Raw genomic sequence first — 15,882 nt, 5'->3', positions numbered from 1 at the left:
CGACATACGTGCGTAGCGCTCGCGCGCTCGGGCCGCCGCGTCAGGGCAGGTGCACGTTGTCCACGAGGAAGTCGAGAAACGCTCGCACGCGCGCAGGCAAATGACCGCCCTGCCCGACGTACACTGCGTGCACCGGCTCCGCCTCGCCCGCGTTGTAGTCCTCGAGCACGGTGACGAGGCGTCCGGCGCGCAGGTCGTCGTCGACGTGGTACCGCGCATGACGCGCCAGCCCCACCCCCTGGAGTGCAAGCTTGCGCATTGTCTCGCCGTCGCTCAGCGACAGGTTGCCGGTCTGGTGGAAGTGCGTGACGCCGCCCGAGCCGTCGCGAAACGGCCAGCCCTGCACCTGGCGATCGAAGTTGAACGCCATGACGTTGTGATGCACCAGGTCGGCAGGCGTGCGCAGCGGGGCGCTGCGCGCAAGATAATCGGGTGACGCCACCACGTGCACCTGACTTTCGCCGAGCTTTCGTGCCACGAGTCGCGAGTCGCGTAGCGGACCGGCGCGCACGGCGACGTCGGCGCGCTGCTCCAGCAGGTCGACGACGGTGTCGGTGAGCGTGAGATCGAGCCGGATTTCGGGATACCGGGCGAGGAACGCCGGAATCACCGGCAAGAGGTAGTGGGTGCCGATCGGCACGCTCGAATTCACCCGCAACCATCCGCGCGGCACGGCGCCCGCGGCCGCTTCGCGCTCGGCCGCGTCGATATCGGCGAGCACGCGCATCGCGCGCTCATGGAATGCGCCGCCCTCGGGGGTAAGTTGCAGCCGACGAGTCGAACGGTTGAACAGGCGCGTGCCCAGACGCGTTTCGAGCCGCGCGATCAACTTGCTCACGGCCGAAGGCGTCATGTGCAATGCCCGCGCGGCGGCAGAGAACCCGCCGAGTTCCACCACACGTGTGAATACTTCCATATCGCCGGAGCGATTGACGTCCTGTCGACCCATTCGATACCCGTGATTCCTGTCTGTCTCGGCCGCCCGGGCGGCCGCCTTCGTCCCGCCTTGTCCCTTGGCGTCCCGCGTCAGCGCTCGCTATTCGCTGATTTGTGCCTTGGTGTCACAAATCATATTCCCGACGGCAGTCTATTTCATCAATGAAAGGGCGTCTATATTCCGCACATTGCCGCGCCGTCGAACATGTCGACGGCGCGGCCATTCCCTCGTCCAGAAAGGAGTTTTCCGTGCCCATCGCCCTTTACGCCCTCACCGCCGGTGCCTTCGGCATCGGCGTGACGGAGTTCGTCATCATGGGCCTGCTGCTCAACGTCGGCGCCGACTTCGGCGTGTCGATCGCGGCGGCGGGCCTGCTGATTTCCGGCTATGCCCTCGGTGTGGTGGTCGGCGCCCCGGTCATGACCACCGCGACCGCCCGCTGGCCGCGCAAGACCGTGCTGCTCGTGCTCATGGCGATCTTCACTGTCGGCAACGCCGCCTGTGCGCTCGCCCCGACGTACGGCGCGCTCATGGCCGCGCGCGTGCTCACCTCGTTCGCCCATGGCACGTTCTTCGGCGTCGGCTCCGTGGTCGCGACCGGATTGGTGCCGCGCGAGCGTCGGGCGTCCGCCATCGCCGTGATGTTCACCGGACTGACCGTCGCCAACATTCTGGGCGTGCCGTTCGGTACGTGGCTTGGACAGCATTTCGGATGGCGCGCCAGCTTCTGGGCCGTGACGGCCATTGGCGTGATCGCATTTCTGGTCATTGCGGGGTTCGTGCCGAGGATTGCCGCACCGACGCACGCGGGTGACTGGCGGGCCGACCTGCGCGCGCTGGCGCGCCGTCCGGTGTTGCTGGGCCTGCTCACGACCGTGCTCGGCTGGGTTGGCGTATTCGGCGTGTTCACCTATATCGCGCCGCTGCTGACCGAAGTGACGGGGTTTGCGGAAGGGGCCGTGTCGCCGATCCTGCTGGTCTTCGGCGGGGGTCTGGTCGTGGGGAACCTGCTGGGCGGCAAGCTCGCGGACCGTCATGTCGTGCGTACGGTATTGGGAAGCCTGATGGCGCTCTCGGTCGTGCTCGGCCTGATGACGTTCGCCATGCACTCGCACTGGCTGGCCGTCGTTTTCGTGGCGCTGCTCGGCGTGACCGCCTTCGGGACGGTGGCGCCGTTGCAGTTGTGGGTGATGGAGAAGACGTCGGGGGCGGGCGAGAGTCTCGCATCGAGCTTCAACATCGCCGCGTTCAACCTCGGCAACGCCATCGGCGCGTGGCTGGGCGGCTTCGTCATCGACCACGGCCCCGGGCTGGCTGCCGTGCCCTGGGTCGCGGCGCTGGTGCCGCTCGCCGGCGCCGGCGTGGCCGTGCTGAGCCTGCGACTGGATCGACGTGATGCCCTCCGTCAGGCCGTGCCGAACTGCGAAACGCCAGCGCTGTAAATCGCATGGCGGCCGGGGTCCCCGTCTTCGGGGCGTCAGGCCACCGCGCCATCAGGCCATCACACCGATGATCACGCTGGCGGCGGTAAACGCGGCCGTGGCCCCCACACCCGGCGCCAGCCCGCGCGCCGCGAGCGTATCGTGCGGCATGACGGCTGCGAGCCGCGTGCCGCCGGGCAGGGCGAGGATCACTTCGGCCTGCCCCTCGTCGTCCTCGATGGCGTCCACCGTGCCGCAGAGCCGGTTGGCCGTGGGCAAGCCGGCGAGATCGACACCGCGCGCGATTTCGATCCAGGGCGCTTTGATCAACGCAAACGCCTCGCCGCCGGTCGCCAATCCCAATGCCTGCGCGCTGTGATGGGTGAGCGACGCGACGATGGCCTCGCCGCCCGGCAGCGTCAGCGTCACTTCGTCGTTCACGCCGCAATGCCGGATGCCGCTGATCGTGCCGTGCAACTGGTTGCGCGCGCTGGTCTGGAGTCCAAGGCGCGCGATGATCGGCCACTGTTCGTCGAAACGCTCCAGATCGGCCGCCACGCGCGCGAGGAATTGCTGCTGCGCCGCCTCCACGGCACGGAACGCGGCGACCAGTTTCGCGCCGCGGACGGTCAGTCGCGTACCGCCACCGCCGCGCCCGCCCGTGCTGCGCGCCACGAGCGGCTCGCCTGCCAACTGATTCATGGCGTCCACGGCATCCCACGCGGCCTTGTAGCTCATGCCCGCCGCCTTGGCCGCCGCCGTGATCGAACCGGTGGTGGCAATGTGTTCCAGCAGGGCGATGCGCGCCTGGCCTCCGAGCGACGAATTGCCACGATGCAACCACAGCGAACCGCTGACTTGCAGAGAGGTGTCCATTTCGTTGTGCAAAACGCTGGGCGGCGTTGAAGAAGGTTCGGAAACCATAATGATTTTTTCGATTCAATACAGCGGGTGGCCGCATTGTAGAGGGCGGGCGAACCGGCGGAAAACAACGCTGGACGGCGAACTGTTGCGGCGCACCAACGAAGCACGCTTCGGCGATTCCTTTGGGGGACGAATGGGGGACGTTTCTCCTCTACATTGAATTTGCCGCATGCCCCCCCCAAAAAGCCGGTCGTATCGCGTCAGGTCGAGTTTTGGCCGGATCAGCGCGCACCGGGAATGCGACGTTTGCCGAAGTGCCCACTCACCTGACACAACAGAAACGGGGTGAAATGATGCGCGTCAGGAATATCAAGGAAACGGTTGACGGGGCTCGATACTATCGTCTGGTTCGCACGCTGCCCAACGGCAAGCGACATCAGATGCAAATCTCTTTCTCCGCAGGTGAAATGCGCTTCAGAAGTTTCGTCGCACAGCGATTGTGGTTGCTGCGCGCCGAAATGCGGGCCAGCACGCGCGCGGCCGCCACGCCGGCGCCTCGCAGCAACATGCCGCAATTGGTCTTCTGACGTCCACGGCAGGATCGAAGTCGCGAAGCGCCGGCCTGGGCCGGCGTTTTCGCGATGCGTCTGCGTCGCCTCGGGACGGGGCATCATCCCGTCATGCGTGGAGACGGCAGCCGGGACGGCGCCGGCGCCCCGCGCTTGACCGCCGTCAGCCCGGTGCCCGCATGGGCGATCGCGAATTGCACCAGCTCGTCGAACGAGATCGGGCGGGCAAACAGATACCCCTGGGCATAGGTGACGTTGCGCGTGCGCAGGTAGCTCGCCTGCATCTCGTTCTCGACGCCCTCGGCCACGATCGTCATGTCCAGCCGCTCCGCGAGGTGGATGATGGAATCGCAAATGTTGCGCGTGACCACATCGTCCTCGGTCACGGGCAGGAATTCCTTGTCGATCTTCAGATAGTTGAAGTCGTAGCGCTTGAGATACCCGATGGAGTTGTTCTCGGCGCCGAAATCGTCGAGCGCGGTCTCGATGCCGCGCCGCTGGAGCTCGGCCATCACGCCGCGTGCGGCGGCCGTGTCGCGAATCACGTAGCGCTCGGTGATCTCGGCGACCATCGGATAGGTGTCGTTCAGCGTGCCGTAATACCGCTCGATGTCATGCACGATGGTCATGTCGCGCAAGTGGCGCTCGGCGAGGTTGATGCCGATATGAAAGCCCTGCGGTAACGCGCCTTTGGCCACGTCGTTGCGAATCTGACGCAACAGCGAGCGGGTGAGTTCGATGATGAGGCCGTTGTCTTCGGCAATCGGAATGAACGCGTCGGGCCGGACCAGCCCCGCGACCGGATGATGCCAACGCACCAGCGCCTCGGCGCCCGCGCAGCGGCCCGTGGCGAGCTCCATCACCGGTTGGTAGTAGACCTTGAATTCGTTATGCCGGATGCCCTGCGCGATCTGTCGCTTCATGAACTGGGCGGGGCCCAGGCGGCGGAATGTCATCACGCCGAGCAGGAATGCGACGACCCCTCCGAACGAAAGAAAGATCGGCGCCTGGTTGGCCGCGAGCGATTGCATCAGCGACGGGCTGCCTGCGAGCGACGTGACGAAGTGCTCCGACGCCAGCGTTACCTGCGCGCCGCGTGTCGCGATCCCGGCCGACTCCAGTCTCGGACCCTCGGAAGTGAGTGCCACCTTGCCCACCGTCATGGCGGTCCAGGCCAGGTCGCTGTTCTTGATGCTCAGGAGGGTTTCCGTGAGATAGATGCCGTCGACGAAGCCGAGCACGCCGTCCGTCGCCGAGGTCGGCACGTAGAGGGCGAGTGCCGGTGCGTCGGGGACGTACGGCGAACCGCCGACGAGCAGGGTACGCGTGCCGGTCAGCATCGGCACGAGATCGGCGGGTAGCGGCAAGCTCACGGGCATATCTGACCGAACCACCGACGAGCAATAGAGCTGGCCGCGAGAGACAAGCCAAATGGAGCGGAAGTATGGGCTGAGCGTGCCGGCCGCCTGGAGCGAAGTACTCACTTCGCCGCAAGCGCGCCCCACCCAGGGGGCGGCGCCCCGGAGCGTACCGTCGGCTTGCGCGATGATGCGCTCGATGGCATCGCGCTGACGTTCGGCATTTTCCTGAAGCACCGATTGCGACATGTGATAGATGCGCAACCAGCCCAGCACCAGGACGACGACGAGCGTGACCGCCACGACAAGTCCGGTCACCAGCCACTGCACGACTCTGGAGTGTTGAATCATGTTCTGCTGCCAACCAAGGAAAGCGTCGGGCCGCCCACTGCACCGGGCGCCTCGACCATCCGGGACGCCTGGAATGCCGCTCGCGCGCGCCGTGTTGCACGGCACAACTCGTCAATCGACTCTACACGAATCCCCGACGGCGTCCGACCCCCGATAAACCCGCACAGCCCCGGAAAACCTGCCGCCGAGCCTCGGGATGTGTGATTTGCCGCGAGTCCACCGCAGCAGAATGCGCCCGGATCGTCTTGCGATTTCAGGCGTCATCGGTTTCCGAGGAATCCGCAGTTTGCGGAGACCGGAGATGGCGCAATCGCGACAAAACTTGGCGTAACGACGATTTACGCATGCTCTACACTTCAGTCATTCCATTTCCGACGAAAATTGGGATTAATCCCAACTTTTGCGCATAGCTGGGCGAAAGCCGTCGGAATTGCCGCGTTTTCCTAAGCCTTTGACGTCATTGTTCCCGTCCATGTCGAGTCAACCTGCAACGACCCTCCCCGGCACCCCCGCGCCGGCGGCGCAGGGCACCGCGTTTCGCGTGCTGTCCGCGATCAGCTTTTCCCATCTGCTCAACGACATGATCCAGTCGTTGATCCTGGCGATTTATCCGCTGCTCAAGGCCGGCTTCAATCTGAGCTTCGCGCAGGTCGGCCTGATTACGCTGACGTATCAGGTCACGGCGTCGCTGCTGCAGCCGGTGGTAGGCCTATATACCGACAGGCATCCGAAGCCGTACTCGCTGCCGGTCGGCATGGGCTTCACGCTCGTGGGCCTGCTGCTGCTGGCCGTTGCACCGAACTTCGGCGTGCTGCTCGTGGCGGCGGCGCTGGTGGGCATGGGTTCGTCGGTGTTCCATCCGGAGTCGTCGCGTGTGGCCCGAATGGCCTCGGGGGGCCGTCACGGTATGGCGCAGTCGTTCTTCCAGGTCGGCGGCAATGTGGGTTCGTCGCTCGGGCCGTTGCTCGCCGCGCTCATCATCGCACCGCACGGCCGCGGGAGCGTGGCGTGGTTTTCGGTGGCGGCGCTCGTCGCCATCTTCGTGCTGTTCCAGGTGAGCCGCTGGTACGCCGCGCAGCGCGCCGCGCACCAGGGCAAGCCGGCCGCGCGCCGCGGCGGCACGGCGCATCTCTCGCGCAACCAGGTGATGTTCGCGATCGGCATTCTGCTGGTGCTGATCTTCTCGAAGTATTTTTATCTCGCCAGCATCAGCAGCTACTTCACGTTCTACCTGATCAGCAAGTTCCACGTATCGGTGCAAAGCGCGCAGGTGCACCTGTTCGTGTTCCTGTTCGCCGTGGCGGCGGGCACGATGATCGGCGGTCCGCTGGGCGACAGGATCGGTCGCAAGTATGTGATCTGGGGCTCGATCCTGGGGGCGGCGCCGTTCACGCTGATGCTGCCGTATGCCAACCTCTTCTGGACCGGCATTCTGACGGTCGTGATCGGCCTGATTCTCGCCTCGGCCTTCTCGGCGATTCTCGTCTATGCGCAGGAGTTGATTCCGGGCAAGGTGGGCACGGTCTCGGGCCTGTTCTTCGGCTTCGCCTTCGGCATGGGCGGCGTGGGCGCGGCGGTGCTCGGTCAGCTCGCCGATGCGACGAGTATCGACTTCGTCTATCACGTGTGCGCTTACCTGCCATTGCTCGGCATCGTCACGATCCTGCTGCCGAACGTCGAAGGCCACAAGAAGACGGCAGCCGCCTGACGCGGGAAGGCGCACGACATTGCCGGTATCCGCACACCGGCACCGCCATGAAAAAAGCCGGTTCCGAGATGTCGGAACCGGCTTTTTCCTGTCCGCGCGGCGACGCGGTTCGGATGGCTGCCACGGCGCGCTTACTTCGAACCGCGCTTCTGCAATTCCCAGCGGCCGTTCTCGCCCTTTCGGCACGCCGCCAGGCGCAGCGTGACTTCCTGACCGCGCGCGCCGAGCAGCACGATCAGATCGCGGCAGGTCTGGGCGTCGGTCTTCTGGGTGTTGGTCGGGGTGAGTTGCGCGGTGATGGCGGTCGGATTGCCCGTGCCCTTGTTGCTCCACTCGACGGTTTCGTTGTCTTGCTGATCGGACAGCGCCGCACCCGCGGCCTTGGCGATCGAGGCGTTGTCGGCCTTGCGCATGAAAGCGAGCGGCGAGTTATCCATGAACGCGAGATTCGAAGCGGCGAACGCGGGCGTGAACGCGCCTGCGCCGATGGCGAGCGCCGTGCCAAGCGCGAGGGAGCGGGCACGCGACAAGCGGATATGTGACATTCGGAGTCCTTGAGATTGTGGACAGGGGACGGAGCCTGCACGACACCGGTCCGGCGCTTGGGCCGGCGCCCGGCGGCAGGGAGCAAAGCGATCATAAAAGAAACAGCGGGCGGCGTCATCCCGGCGGGCCGAAGATGCTGCCCCTATTGCCGTCTGGCGGCGCGCACGACATCGGCGACTTGCCTGAGCGCCGCTTGCAGTGCCTCGTCGCTGCCGGGCGAGCCGAGCGCGACGCGAATGGCCGACGGCGCGCTTTGGCCCGGCGCGGCGAAGGCATCGACCGGCGTGACGGCAATGCCTCGCGCGTGCAGGGCGGCGACCGCGTCGTCGCAGCGCATGGGCGCGGGCACCGGCAGCAAGCGATGGAAGGAACTGTCGTGTCCCGTCGAATCGAGCCCCGCGAGACAGGCTTTCGCGATAGCCTGACGCCGCTGCGCCAGCGCGCGCTTGCGCCCGATCCAGAGATCGAGCGTGCCGTCCTCGATCCATCGGGAAGCGAGTTGCGCCATCAATGGCGCGGCGCTCCACACGCTGGCCCGCATAGCGGCATGCACGCGCGGCAGCAGTTCGGGCGGCGCGAGCAAATACGCCACGCGTAAGCCCGGGGCGCCCGGCTTGGAAAGGCTGCAGACCTCGAACGTGCGCTCCGGGGCCAGGTGCCGGAGCGGGGGCGGTGCGTCGGCCACGAGAAATCCGTACGCGCTGTCCTCGATGAGCAGCAGATCATGGCGGCGGGCGACCTCCACCAGGGCGGCACGCTGCGCCAGCGGCATCACGCCGCCCAGCGGGTTGTGCAACGTCGGCATCGTGTAGACGATCCGCAACCGGCCGGCATGCGTTCGGCAAGCCGTGTCGAGTGCGGCGGGGTCCATGCCGTCGGGCGTCATGGCGACGGCGACGAGCGGTATGTCGCGCAATGCGGCCAGCGCCTTCCAGCCGGGATAAGTCAGCGACTCCACGGCAACCGGTTCGCCCGCCCGGCACAGCGCCAACTGGAGCACGTCAAGCGCGTGCTGGCCACCGGCGCACACCACCAGGGCATCCGGCGAGAGCGCCACGCCGTCGCGACGCGACAGCCATTGCGCGGCCGCGCGCCGGTCGTGCGGATGGCCGTCGTGCGGAGCATGAGTGAGCAAGGCGCGCAGGTCTCCGGCGGCGGCCGTCTCCCGCAATGCCTGCCGGAATGCCTCGGTCTGTTCCGGCAACACCGGGTAGTTGAACGCCAGATCCACGCCGCCGAGGGCGCCGGGCGCCGGTGACCACTGGGCAAACGCGGCCGCCGCGCCGACGGCGGGCGACCGCACGAACGTGCCGCGCCCGACCTCGCCGACCGCAAGGCCGCGACGCGCCAGCTCGGCGTAGATCCGGGTCACCGTGGAGACCGCCAGGCCGTGCGCATCGGCGTAGTCGCGCTGCGGCGGCAGACGCGTGCCCGAGGCCAGATCGCCGCGGGCGATGGCGTCGGACAGACGTTCGACATGTTCGAGATAGCGGGCAGGGGCGGCCATGTGCAATCCATGCGCAAGGGAGGGAAGCGCGCGGGGGAAACATTGATATCAGGACAATTCAATAATTGCACCGAGGTGGCGGCGTGGCAATACTGGGCGCGTGCCTTGCGCCAGTCGTCTTCCCCAACGGATTCGCCGTATGTCTCGTCCAACACCTGCCCCGACGCCCGCGATTCGCGTGCCGCGCCACGCCATTCCGCTGCTCGCGCTGCAACTCTTTCTGGTGACGTTCTCCGTCAATCTTCAGGCGCCGCTGGTGCCGCACTACGCCGCCGCGAGCGGCTACGGCGCCGGCGCACAGGCGCTGGCGTTCGCCTGTTACGTGGGTGCGCTCGTACCGACGCTGCTGCTGCTTGCGGGACTTTCGGACCGGGTGGGGCGGCGATTGCCGCTCGCCGCCGCCTTGCTGCTCGGGGTGGCGGGCACGTGGTTGACGCTGAAATGGCCGACGCTTGTGGCCCTGGGCGGCGCGCGCGCGTGTTATGGACTGGCGACCGGCCTGGTGGCGGGCAGCGGCACGGCCTATATGACGGAGCTGTATGGCGCGCGCGAGGATGCCGCCACGCGAGGCGCGGCATTGGTGGCCGCCGCCACGTCGCTCGGGTTCGGCACCGGCGCGCTCGTGACGGGGCTGTGCCTGATCGCGGCGCCGACGACGTTGCCGCCGGTGAGCCTGTGGGCCTACCTGCCGGTGGCGCTGATGGCGGCCATGGCCGTGATCGCGCTCCCGTCGCCCGCGCGTCATCCGGGCGCTGCCTGGTTGCGCTGGCCGGTCGTGGCCCCGGGCACCGTGCCCCTGGGTGTGGCGATTTTGCTCGCCTGGGCGGCGGTGGGCGTGGTCATCGGCGTGGTACCGGCCGCGCTGGCGGTGCACGGGCACGCGGCGTGGGCGGGCTTCGCCACGTTTTTCGTCGTCTCGACCGGGTTGCTGTTTCAGCCGGCCGCGCGACGCCTGTCACCCGTGCGCGCGGTGCGCATCGGGCTGGTGCTCGTGCCGTCGGGCTTCGTCGTGCTGGCGCTTGGCGTGGTTCATGCGAACCTGCCGGCGCTGCTCGTGGGCGCCGCCATCGCGAGTTCGGCGTGCTACGGCTTCACATACCTGGGCGGACTGGCGGCCGTCAACGCTGCCGTGGCACCGGCCTTGCGCGCGCGCGCCGTCGCCGGCTATTTCCTGTTCGCGTACTTTGGCTTCTCGGTGCCGGTGGTCACGAGCGGGTGGCTTGCCGATCGCTTTGGCATGCCGGTGGCATTGATCGTGTTCGCGGGGGCGCTGATCGCGGGCAGCGCCGCACTCGGGCTCAGCCTGCGCCGCGGGACGGCGTCGGTCACGCGTCCGGTTTGACGCGCGCGCCCGCCGGGGTGACGTAGGCGCCGGTGCCGTGCAATTGATCCTCGGCCATCTCCAGCGCGCGCACGGCGCCGCGCCCCTTGCGGGCGAGCAACATTTCCACGAGTGTCTCGACCACGGCAATGCCCGCCGTGATCGACGGGAAGAACGACGGACTCTCGTGCGAGAACAATACTGTCACGTCGGCGTCGAGCGCGAGCGGCGAGACGGTCGAGTCCGTGAGCGCCAACACCCGTGCCCCGGCCGCGCGCGCTGCACGGGCCACGATCAGCGCCTCGTTCGAATAGGGCGCAAAGCTGATCACTACCACGACGTCGCGTGCCGACAGCGCACGCAATTCCATCTCCAGCGTGCCCGCTTCGCCGCGGATCAGATGCACCGTCGGGCGGAACAGCCGATAGACATACTGAAATGTGAAGGCGATGGGAAAGCACGCCCGAAAGCCCGCGACATGCACGGTGCCCGCGTTGGCGAGCAGGTCGACCGCTGCGCCCAGCGACGCGTTCGCGCCCGCTTCGGTCAGGTCGAGGTTGTTGTGCTGAACGCGAAACATTTCCGGCACCATGCGCGCGGCGTCGCCCTCCCGGATCACCTGACGCGCGCGGCTCGCATACGGTTGCGGCCCGAGGCGGATCGATTCGAGAAACAACTCGCGCAGGCCATGCCAGCCGTCGAAACCCAGGTGTTGCGCGAGTCGTACGAAGGTCGCGGGCTGCACGCCCGCCTCGGCGGCTATCGCCCGCATGGAACTGATCGGCACGCGCTGCGGATGGTCGAGCAGAAAACGCGCTCCCGACTGAAACTGCGGGCTGAGCTGCGAATAGCGCTCGCGCAACAGGGTATTGAGTTGTTCGAGCGTCTGCGGCGGCGCTGAGACTTGTGTCATTGGGAAAATGGCAACACGGTGGCGAAAGAATGTAACGATTGTTGCATGAAATGCCGCGACCGCGCACGCGCTTTCCCCGACGTTCGTCGGCTGCGACGCAACATCGTGTGGGGTAATGGGGTTGCGCGAAGTGTTGCGAAGATAAAATGAATGAAACATATGTTGCAAATGCGGTGTGTTGCGCCTACACTGAGCGTCATCGTTCGCGAGGCGACGGCCGGGTGGCCGTGGTGCCCCACCGTCTCGCGTCAACTTTCTCCGTCAGAGGTTCAGGCATGACTCACGTGTTTCACCGCAATCCGCGCCAGACACTGCCCGTCGCGGTCGGCGGCCAGGGAATCGAGTTGATCGACAGCACCGGCAAGCGCTATCTCGACGCATGCGGCGGCGCGGCCGTCTCGTGCCTGGGTCACGGACACCCGCGCGTGATCGAGGCGATGCAACGCCAGGCGGCGCAACTGGCCTATGCCCACACGTCGTTCTTCACCACCGAAGTCGCCGAAGCGCTGGCCGATACGCTCGCGGCGAGCGCGCCGGGAGACCTGAATCACGTGTATTTCGTGAGCGGCGGTTCGGAAGGCGTCGAAGCCGCGCTCAAGCTGGCGCGCCAGTACTTCGTCGAGATCGGCCAGCCGCAGCGTCAGTACTTCATCGCGCGGCGCCAGAGTTATCACGGCAATACGCTCGGGGCGCTGGCCATCGGCGGCAACGCGTGGCGCCGCGAGCCGTTCCTGCCGTTGCTGGTGCCGGCGCACCATGTCTCGCCATGCTTTGCCTACCGCGAGCGATTCGAGGGCGAAACCGACGACGCCTATGTGCAGCGCCTGGCCGACGAGCTCGAGGCGAAGATTCTCGAACTCGGTGACGACAAGGTGATCGCCTTCGTGGCGGAAACGGTGGTCGGCGCGACGGCCGGCGCCGTGCCGCCGGTGGGCGATTACTTCAAGCGTATCCGCGCCGTGTGCGACAAGTACGGCGTGCTGCTGCTGCTCGACGAAGTCATGTCGGGCATGGGCCGCACCGGCTATCTGTTCGCCTGCGAGGAAGACGGTGTGGTGCCGGACATCCTCGTCATCGCCAAGGGGCTGGGCGCGGGCTATCAGCCGATCGGCGCCATGCTGTGCTCGGACAGGATTTACGACGCCGTGGTGGGTGGCTCCGGCTTCTTCCAGCACGGTCACACGTATCTGGGACACGCGATGGCCTGCGCGGCGGCGCTCGCCGTGCAGCAGACCATTGCCGAATCGCGCCTGCTGGAGAACGTGCAGGCACGCGGCGAACAATTGCGCGCCCGTCTGCGCGAGGTTTTCGCCGAGCATCCGAATGTGGGCGACGTGCGCGGCCGGGGTCTGTTCGTCGGCGTCGAGTTCGTTGCCGACCGGACGACCCGGCAGACGCTGCCCGTGGAGGACAGGACGCACGCCCGGCTGAAGGCCGCGGCGAAGGCGCGCGGTTTGCTGATCTATCCGATGGGCGGCACGGTCGACGGCGTCCATGGCGACCACGCGCTCATCGCGCCGCCGTTCATCTGCGAGCCGGGCGACATCGACCGTATCGTGGCGTTGTTCGCGCTGGCCGTGGGCGACGTGGTGGGCGCGAAGGTCGGGGTCGCGGCATGACGCGCGCCTTTGCACTGGCCGTCGCGCCGAACGGCGCGCGACGCACGCACGCCGATCACGCGGCGCTACCCATGACGCCCGCCGAACTCGGCGACTGTGCGAAGGCCTGCCTGGCGGCGGGCGCGGCCATGATCCATCTGCACGTGCGCAAGGCGGACGGCACGCACAGCCTCGAAGTGGCGGACTACACGGCCGGCATCGACGCCGTGCACCGCGCCGTCGGCAACGAACTGGTGGTGCAGGTCACGACCGAAGCCGTGGGCATCTACACGCCGGCGCAGCAGATCGAGACGGTGCGTGCGTTGCATCCTGAAGCGATTTCGGTGGCCCTGCGCGAAGTGCTGCCCGATGCCGCGCATGAACCGGCGGCGCACGCGTTTTTCGCCTGGCTCTGGCAGGAACACATCACGACCCAGTACATCCTTTACGACACCGAAGACGTGGCGCACTACTGGCGTTTGCGCGCGAGCGGCGCGATCCGCCCGGGCCGTCACTGGGTGCTGTTCGTGCTGGGCCGCTACAGCAAGGGGCAGTTGTCGTCGCCGTCGGACTTGCTGCCGTTCCTCGCGGCCTGGGAGGCCGGCGCGCAGGCGCAGGGCGAGGCCGTTACCGCAACGCCGTGGGCCATGTGCGCCTTCGGTCCGCGCGAGGCGGAATGCGCGCTTGCGGCCGTGTTGCATGGCGGCCACGCCCGCATCGGCTTCGAGAACAACCTGTATCTGCCCGACGGGAGCGTCTCGCCGGACAACGCGGCGTCGCTGCGCGCGCTCACGGCCGCCGCCGCGCCGCTCGCGCTCGCACCCATGACGGCGCAGGCCCTGCGGGCGCTGACGCGCTGAGCGGCCGGGTGCCCGTGCGCATCGCGGTGTGTTCGTTGCACGCGCTTTGGGAGGCTTGATGTCACGCGCCGGGACGCCGGAAACCCAAAAATAAAAGCAAATACACGTCCTGACCGGCGTTGCCGGGCCGGGACGCTGTAATAGAATCGGCGTAACCTCAAAAAAGGCCCGCGTCGCCCTCCCCCGGCACCGGGCGTGAACAACGAACGGGAGCGCGGCGTGAAACACTGGTCGATCCGACATCGCATTCTGGCCAGTTTTGGCCTGATCCTCGCCTTGATGGCCTTCATGGCCGGCATCGCCTACACGCGCCTGGTTGCCATCGATCAGGAGGCCAACAGTGTGGAGACCGACTCCACGCCGGGGCTTTACTACAGCACGATGTTGCGCGGTGCCTGGTTCGAGAGCTATCAACTGCTCCAGCAGGCCGTGGCCATCGACGACAACGAGAAGACCCGTGCGGTCGACCTGGACGCGCTGCGCGCCGCCGAAGCCCGCATCGACGGCTGGATCAAGGACTACGGCACCACGGTCAATCGTGCCACCGACCGCGCGCAGTACGACGAAGTGCGCGGGGTGCGTCAGCAATACAGCCGCGTGGTCGGCCAGATCCTCAAGCTGACGGCGGACGGTCAGATCGCCGCCGCGCGTGCGGCGCTCACGGAACAGCTGTATCCCGAATGGGGGCGCGGGCGCGTGGCGACCCAGCGACTGGTCGACATCAACAAGGCGTTTGCCGAGGCGTCGACCCACAGCATCGGTGAATCGGTGGCGGCCGCCAAGGCGACATTGCTCATCGCACTGTGCGTGGCGCTCGCGGCCGCGATACTCGCCGGATGGTTGCTGTTCCGCGCGATCAGCGTGCCGCTGGCGAGCGTGATGCAAATTCTGGAGGTCATGCGCTCGGGCGACCTGACCAAGCGGCTCGATCTGGCGCGTCGCGACGAATTCGGCGCCCTCGAATCGGGCTTCAATCGCATGACGGACGAACTCACGGGGCTCGTCGGGCAGGCGCAGAAATCGGCATTGCAGGTGACCACATCGGTCACCGAGATCGCCGCCACGTCGCGCCAGCAGCAGGCGACCGCCTCGGAAACCGCCGCGACGACCACCGAAATCGGCGCCACGTCGCGCGAGATCTTCGCCACTTCGCGCGACCTGGCCCGAACCATGACCGAAGTCGCGGGCGTGGCCGAGCATGCGGCGTCGCTCGCGGGCACCGGCCACGTGGGCCTCACCCGCATGGAAGACGCCATGCGGCACGTGATGGACGCGGCCGGGTCGGTCAATGGCAAGCTCGGCATCCTCAACGAGAAGGCGGGCAACATCAACCAGGTCGTGACCACGATCACCAAGGTCGCCGACCAGACGAACCTCCTGTCGCTGAATGCGGCGATCGAAGCCGAGAAGGCGGGTGAGTACGGGCGCGGCTTCGCGGTCGTGGCCACCGAGATCCGCCGCCTTGCCGATCAGACCGCCGTGGCCACCTACGACATCGAACAGATGATCAAGGAGATTCAGTCGGCCGTGTCGGCCGGTGTGATGGGCATGGACAAGTTCTCGGAGGAAGTGCGTCGCGGCATGGACGAGATGCGCCAGGTGGGCGACCAGCTCGCCCAGATCATCGCGCAGGTGCAGACGTTGCCGCCGCGCTTCCAGGTCGTCAACGAAGGCATGCAGGCTCAGGCGACGGGGGCGGAACAGATCAATCAGGCGCTGGTGCAACTCTCGGAGGCGGCGCAGCAGACCGCCGAATCGCTGCAACAGTCGAGCCAGGCCATCGAAGAACTCAATCACGTCGCCAACGGCCTCAAGAGCGGCGTGTCGCGCTTCAAGATACAGACGCTCCCGCTCGCCGGGCTCGTGTGACGGGAAAGTGCCGCGCACAGCGCTCACCGAGCCGTTTTAGCACGCTGTCTTCGACCATCG

At 67.0% G+C, this 15,882-nt stretch carries 13 protein-coding genes; 7 read left to right on the top strand and 6 right to left on the bottom strand.

The features are described 5' to 3' along the window. Positions 1-40 precede the first annotated feature (40 nt). Positions 41-949: a LysR family transcriptional regulator gene (locus tag LV28_RS47910; protein WP_023598208.1), complete on the bottom strand. Its 909-nt coding sequence runs from the start codon at positions 947-949 to the stop codon at positions 41-43. A gap of 236 nt (positions 950-1,185) precedes the next feature. Between LV28_RS47910 and LV28_RS47905 the strand changes: the two genes are divergently transcribed. Further along, entirely contained in the window at positions 1,186-2,379 is a 1,194-nt protein-coding gene (locus LV28_RS47905) for an MFS transporter (protein WP_023598207.1), read from the top strand. Between the two features lie 51 nt (positions 2,380-2,430). Here LV28_RS47905 and LV28_RS47900 read toward each other — a convergent pair whose 3' ends face one another. Continuing rightward, on the bottom strand, positions 2,431-3,234 hold the full coding sequence (locus LV28_RS47900; protein ID WP_255315200.1) for a TOBE domain-containing protein: 804 nt from the start codon (positions 3,232-3,234) through the stop codon (positions 2,431-2,433). Positions 3,235-3,404: 170 nt separating this feature from the next. Here LV28_RS47900 and LV28_RS48960 point away from each other — a divergent pair, with 170 nt between their 5' ends. After that, complete coding sequence (locus tag LV28_RS48960; protein ID WP_145864913.1) at positions 3,405-3,809, top strand: hypothetical protein; 405 nt, start codon at positions 3,405-3,407, stop codon at positions 3,807-3,809. Positions 3,810-3,892: 83 nt separating this feature from the next. Here the strand turns inward: LV28_RS48960 and LV28_RS47890 are convergent, their stop codons facing one another. After that, complete coding sequence (locus LV28_RS47890; protein WP_023598204.1) at positions 3,893-5,500, bottom strand: EAL domain-containing protein; 1,608 nt, start codon at positions 5,498-5,500, stop codon at positions 3,893-3,895. A gap of 472 nt (positions 5,501-5,972) precedes the next feature. Between LV28_RS47890 and LV28_RS47885 the strand changes: the two genes are divergently transcribed. Continuing rightward, a complete protein-coding gene (locus LV28_RS47885) occupies positions 5,973-7,208 on the top strand; it encodes an MFS transporter (RefSeq protein ID WP_038619383.1) in 1,236 nt (411 codons plus the stop codon). A gap of 131 nt (positions 7,209-7,339) precedes the next feature. On the opposite strand, the gene LV28_RS47880 is transcribed toward LV28_RS47885, so the two are convergent. Then, the gene (locus LV28_RS47880; RefSeq protein ID WP_023598202.1) at positions 7,340-7,753 is read right to left on the bottom strand and encodes an RT0821/Lpp0805 family surface protein; all 414 of its coding nucleotides are present in this window, start codon (positions 7,751-7,753) and stop codon (positions 7,340-7,342) included. A 143-nt stretch (positions 7,754-7,896) separates the two neighbouring features. Further along, complete coding sequence (locus tag LV28_RS47875) at positions 7,897-9,261, bottom strand: aminotransferase-like domain-containing protein (RefSeq protein WP_038619386.1); 1,365 nt, start codon at positions 9,259-9,261, stop codon at positions 7,897-7,899. Positions 9,262-9,400: 139 nt separating this feature from the next. Here LV28_RS47875 and LV28_RS47870 point away from each other — a divergent pair, with 139 nt between their 5' ends. Then, entirely contained in the window at positions 9,401-10,603 is a 1,203-nt protein-coding gene (locus LV28_RS47870; RefSeq protein WP_048806491.1) for an MFS transporter, read from the top strand. On the opposite strand, the gene LV28_RS47865 is transcribed toward LV28_RS47870, so the two are convergent. Beyond that, a complete protein-coding gene (locus LV28_RS47865) occupies positions 10,587-11,495 on the bottom strand; it encodes a MurR/RpiR family transcriptional regulator (protein ID WP_023872726.1) in 909 nt (302 codons plus the stop codon). The two genes, LV28_RS47870 and LV28_RS47865, sit on opposite strands and share 17 nt — an antisense overlap. Positions 11,496-11,770: 275 nt before the next feature. On the opposite strand from LV28_RS47865, the gene LV28_RS47860 reads away from it, so the two are divergent. The 3 genes from LV28_RS47860 to LV28_RS47850 all read left to right on the top strand — a co-directional run bounded on the left by LV28_RS47860 (position 11,771) and on the right by LV28_RS47850 (position 15,822). Further along, positions 11,771-13,114, top strand: a complete 1,344-nt coding sequence (locus LV28_RS47860) for an aspartate aminotransferase family protein (RefSeq protein WP_023598198.1) — start codon at positions 11,771-11,773, stop codon at positions 13,112-13,114. Beyond that, a complete protein-coding gene (locus tag LV28_RS47855; RefSeq protein ID WP_025250032.1) occupies positions 13,111-13,953 on the top strand; it encodes a beta-keto acid cleavage family enzyme in 843 nt (280 codons plus the stop codon). The genes LV28_RS47860 and LV28_RS47855 overlap by 4 nt, the downstream gene beginning before the upstream one ends. A gap of 195 nt (positions 13,954-14,148) precedes the next feature. After that, entirely contained in the window at positions 14,149-15,822 is a 1,674-nt protein-coding gene (locus LV28_RS47850) for a methyl-accepting chemotaxis protein (RefSeq protein WP_371328136.1), read from the top strand. Positions 15,823-15,882: the final 60 nt, after the last annotated feature.

It is taken from the genome of Pandoraea pnomenusa (genome assembly GCF_000767615.3).
GTDB lineage: Bacteria > Pseudomonadota > Gammaproteobacteria > Burkholderiales > Burkholderiaceae > Pandoraea > Pandoraea pnomenusa.
This window is presented reverse-complemented; position numbering and strand designations above follow the sequence as displayed.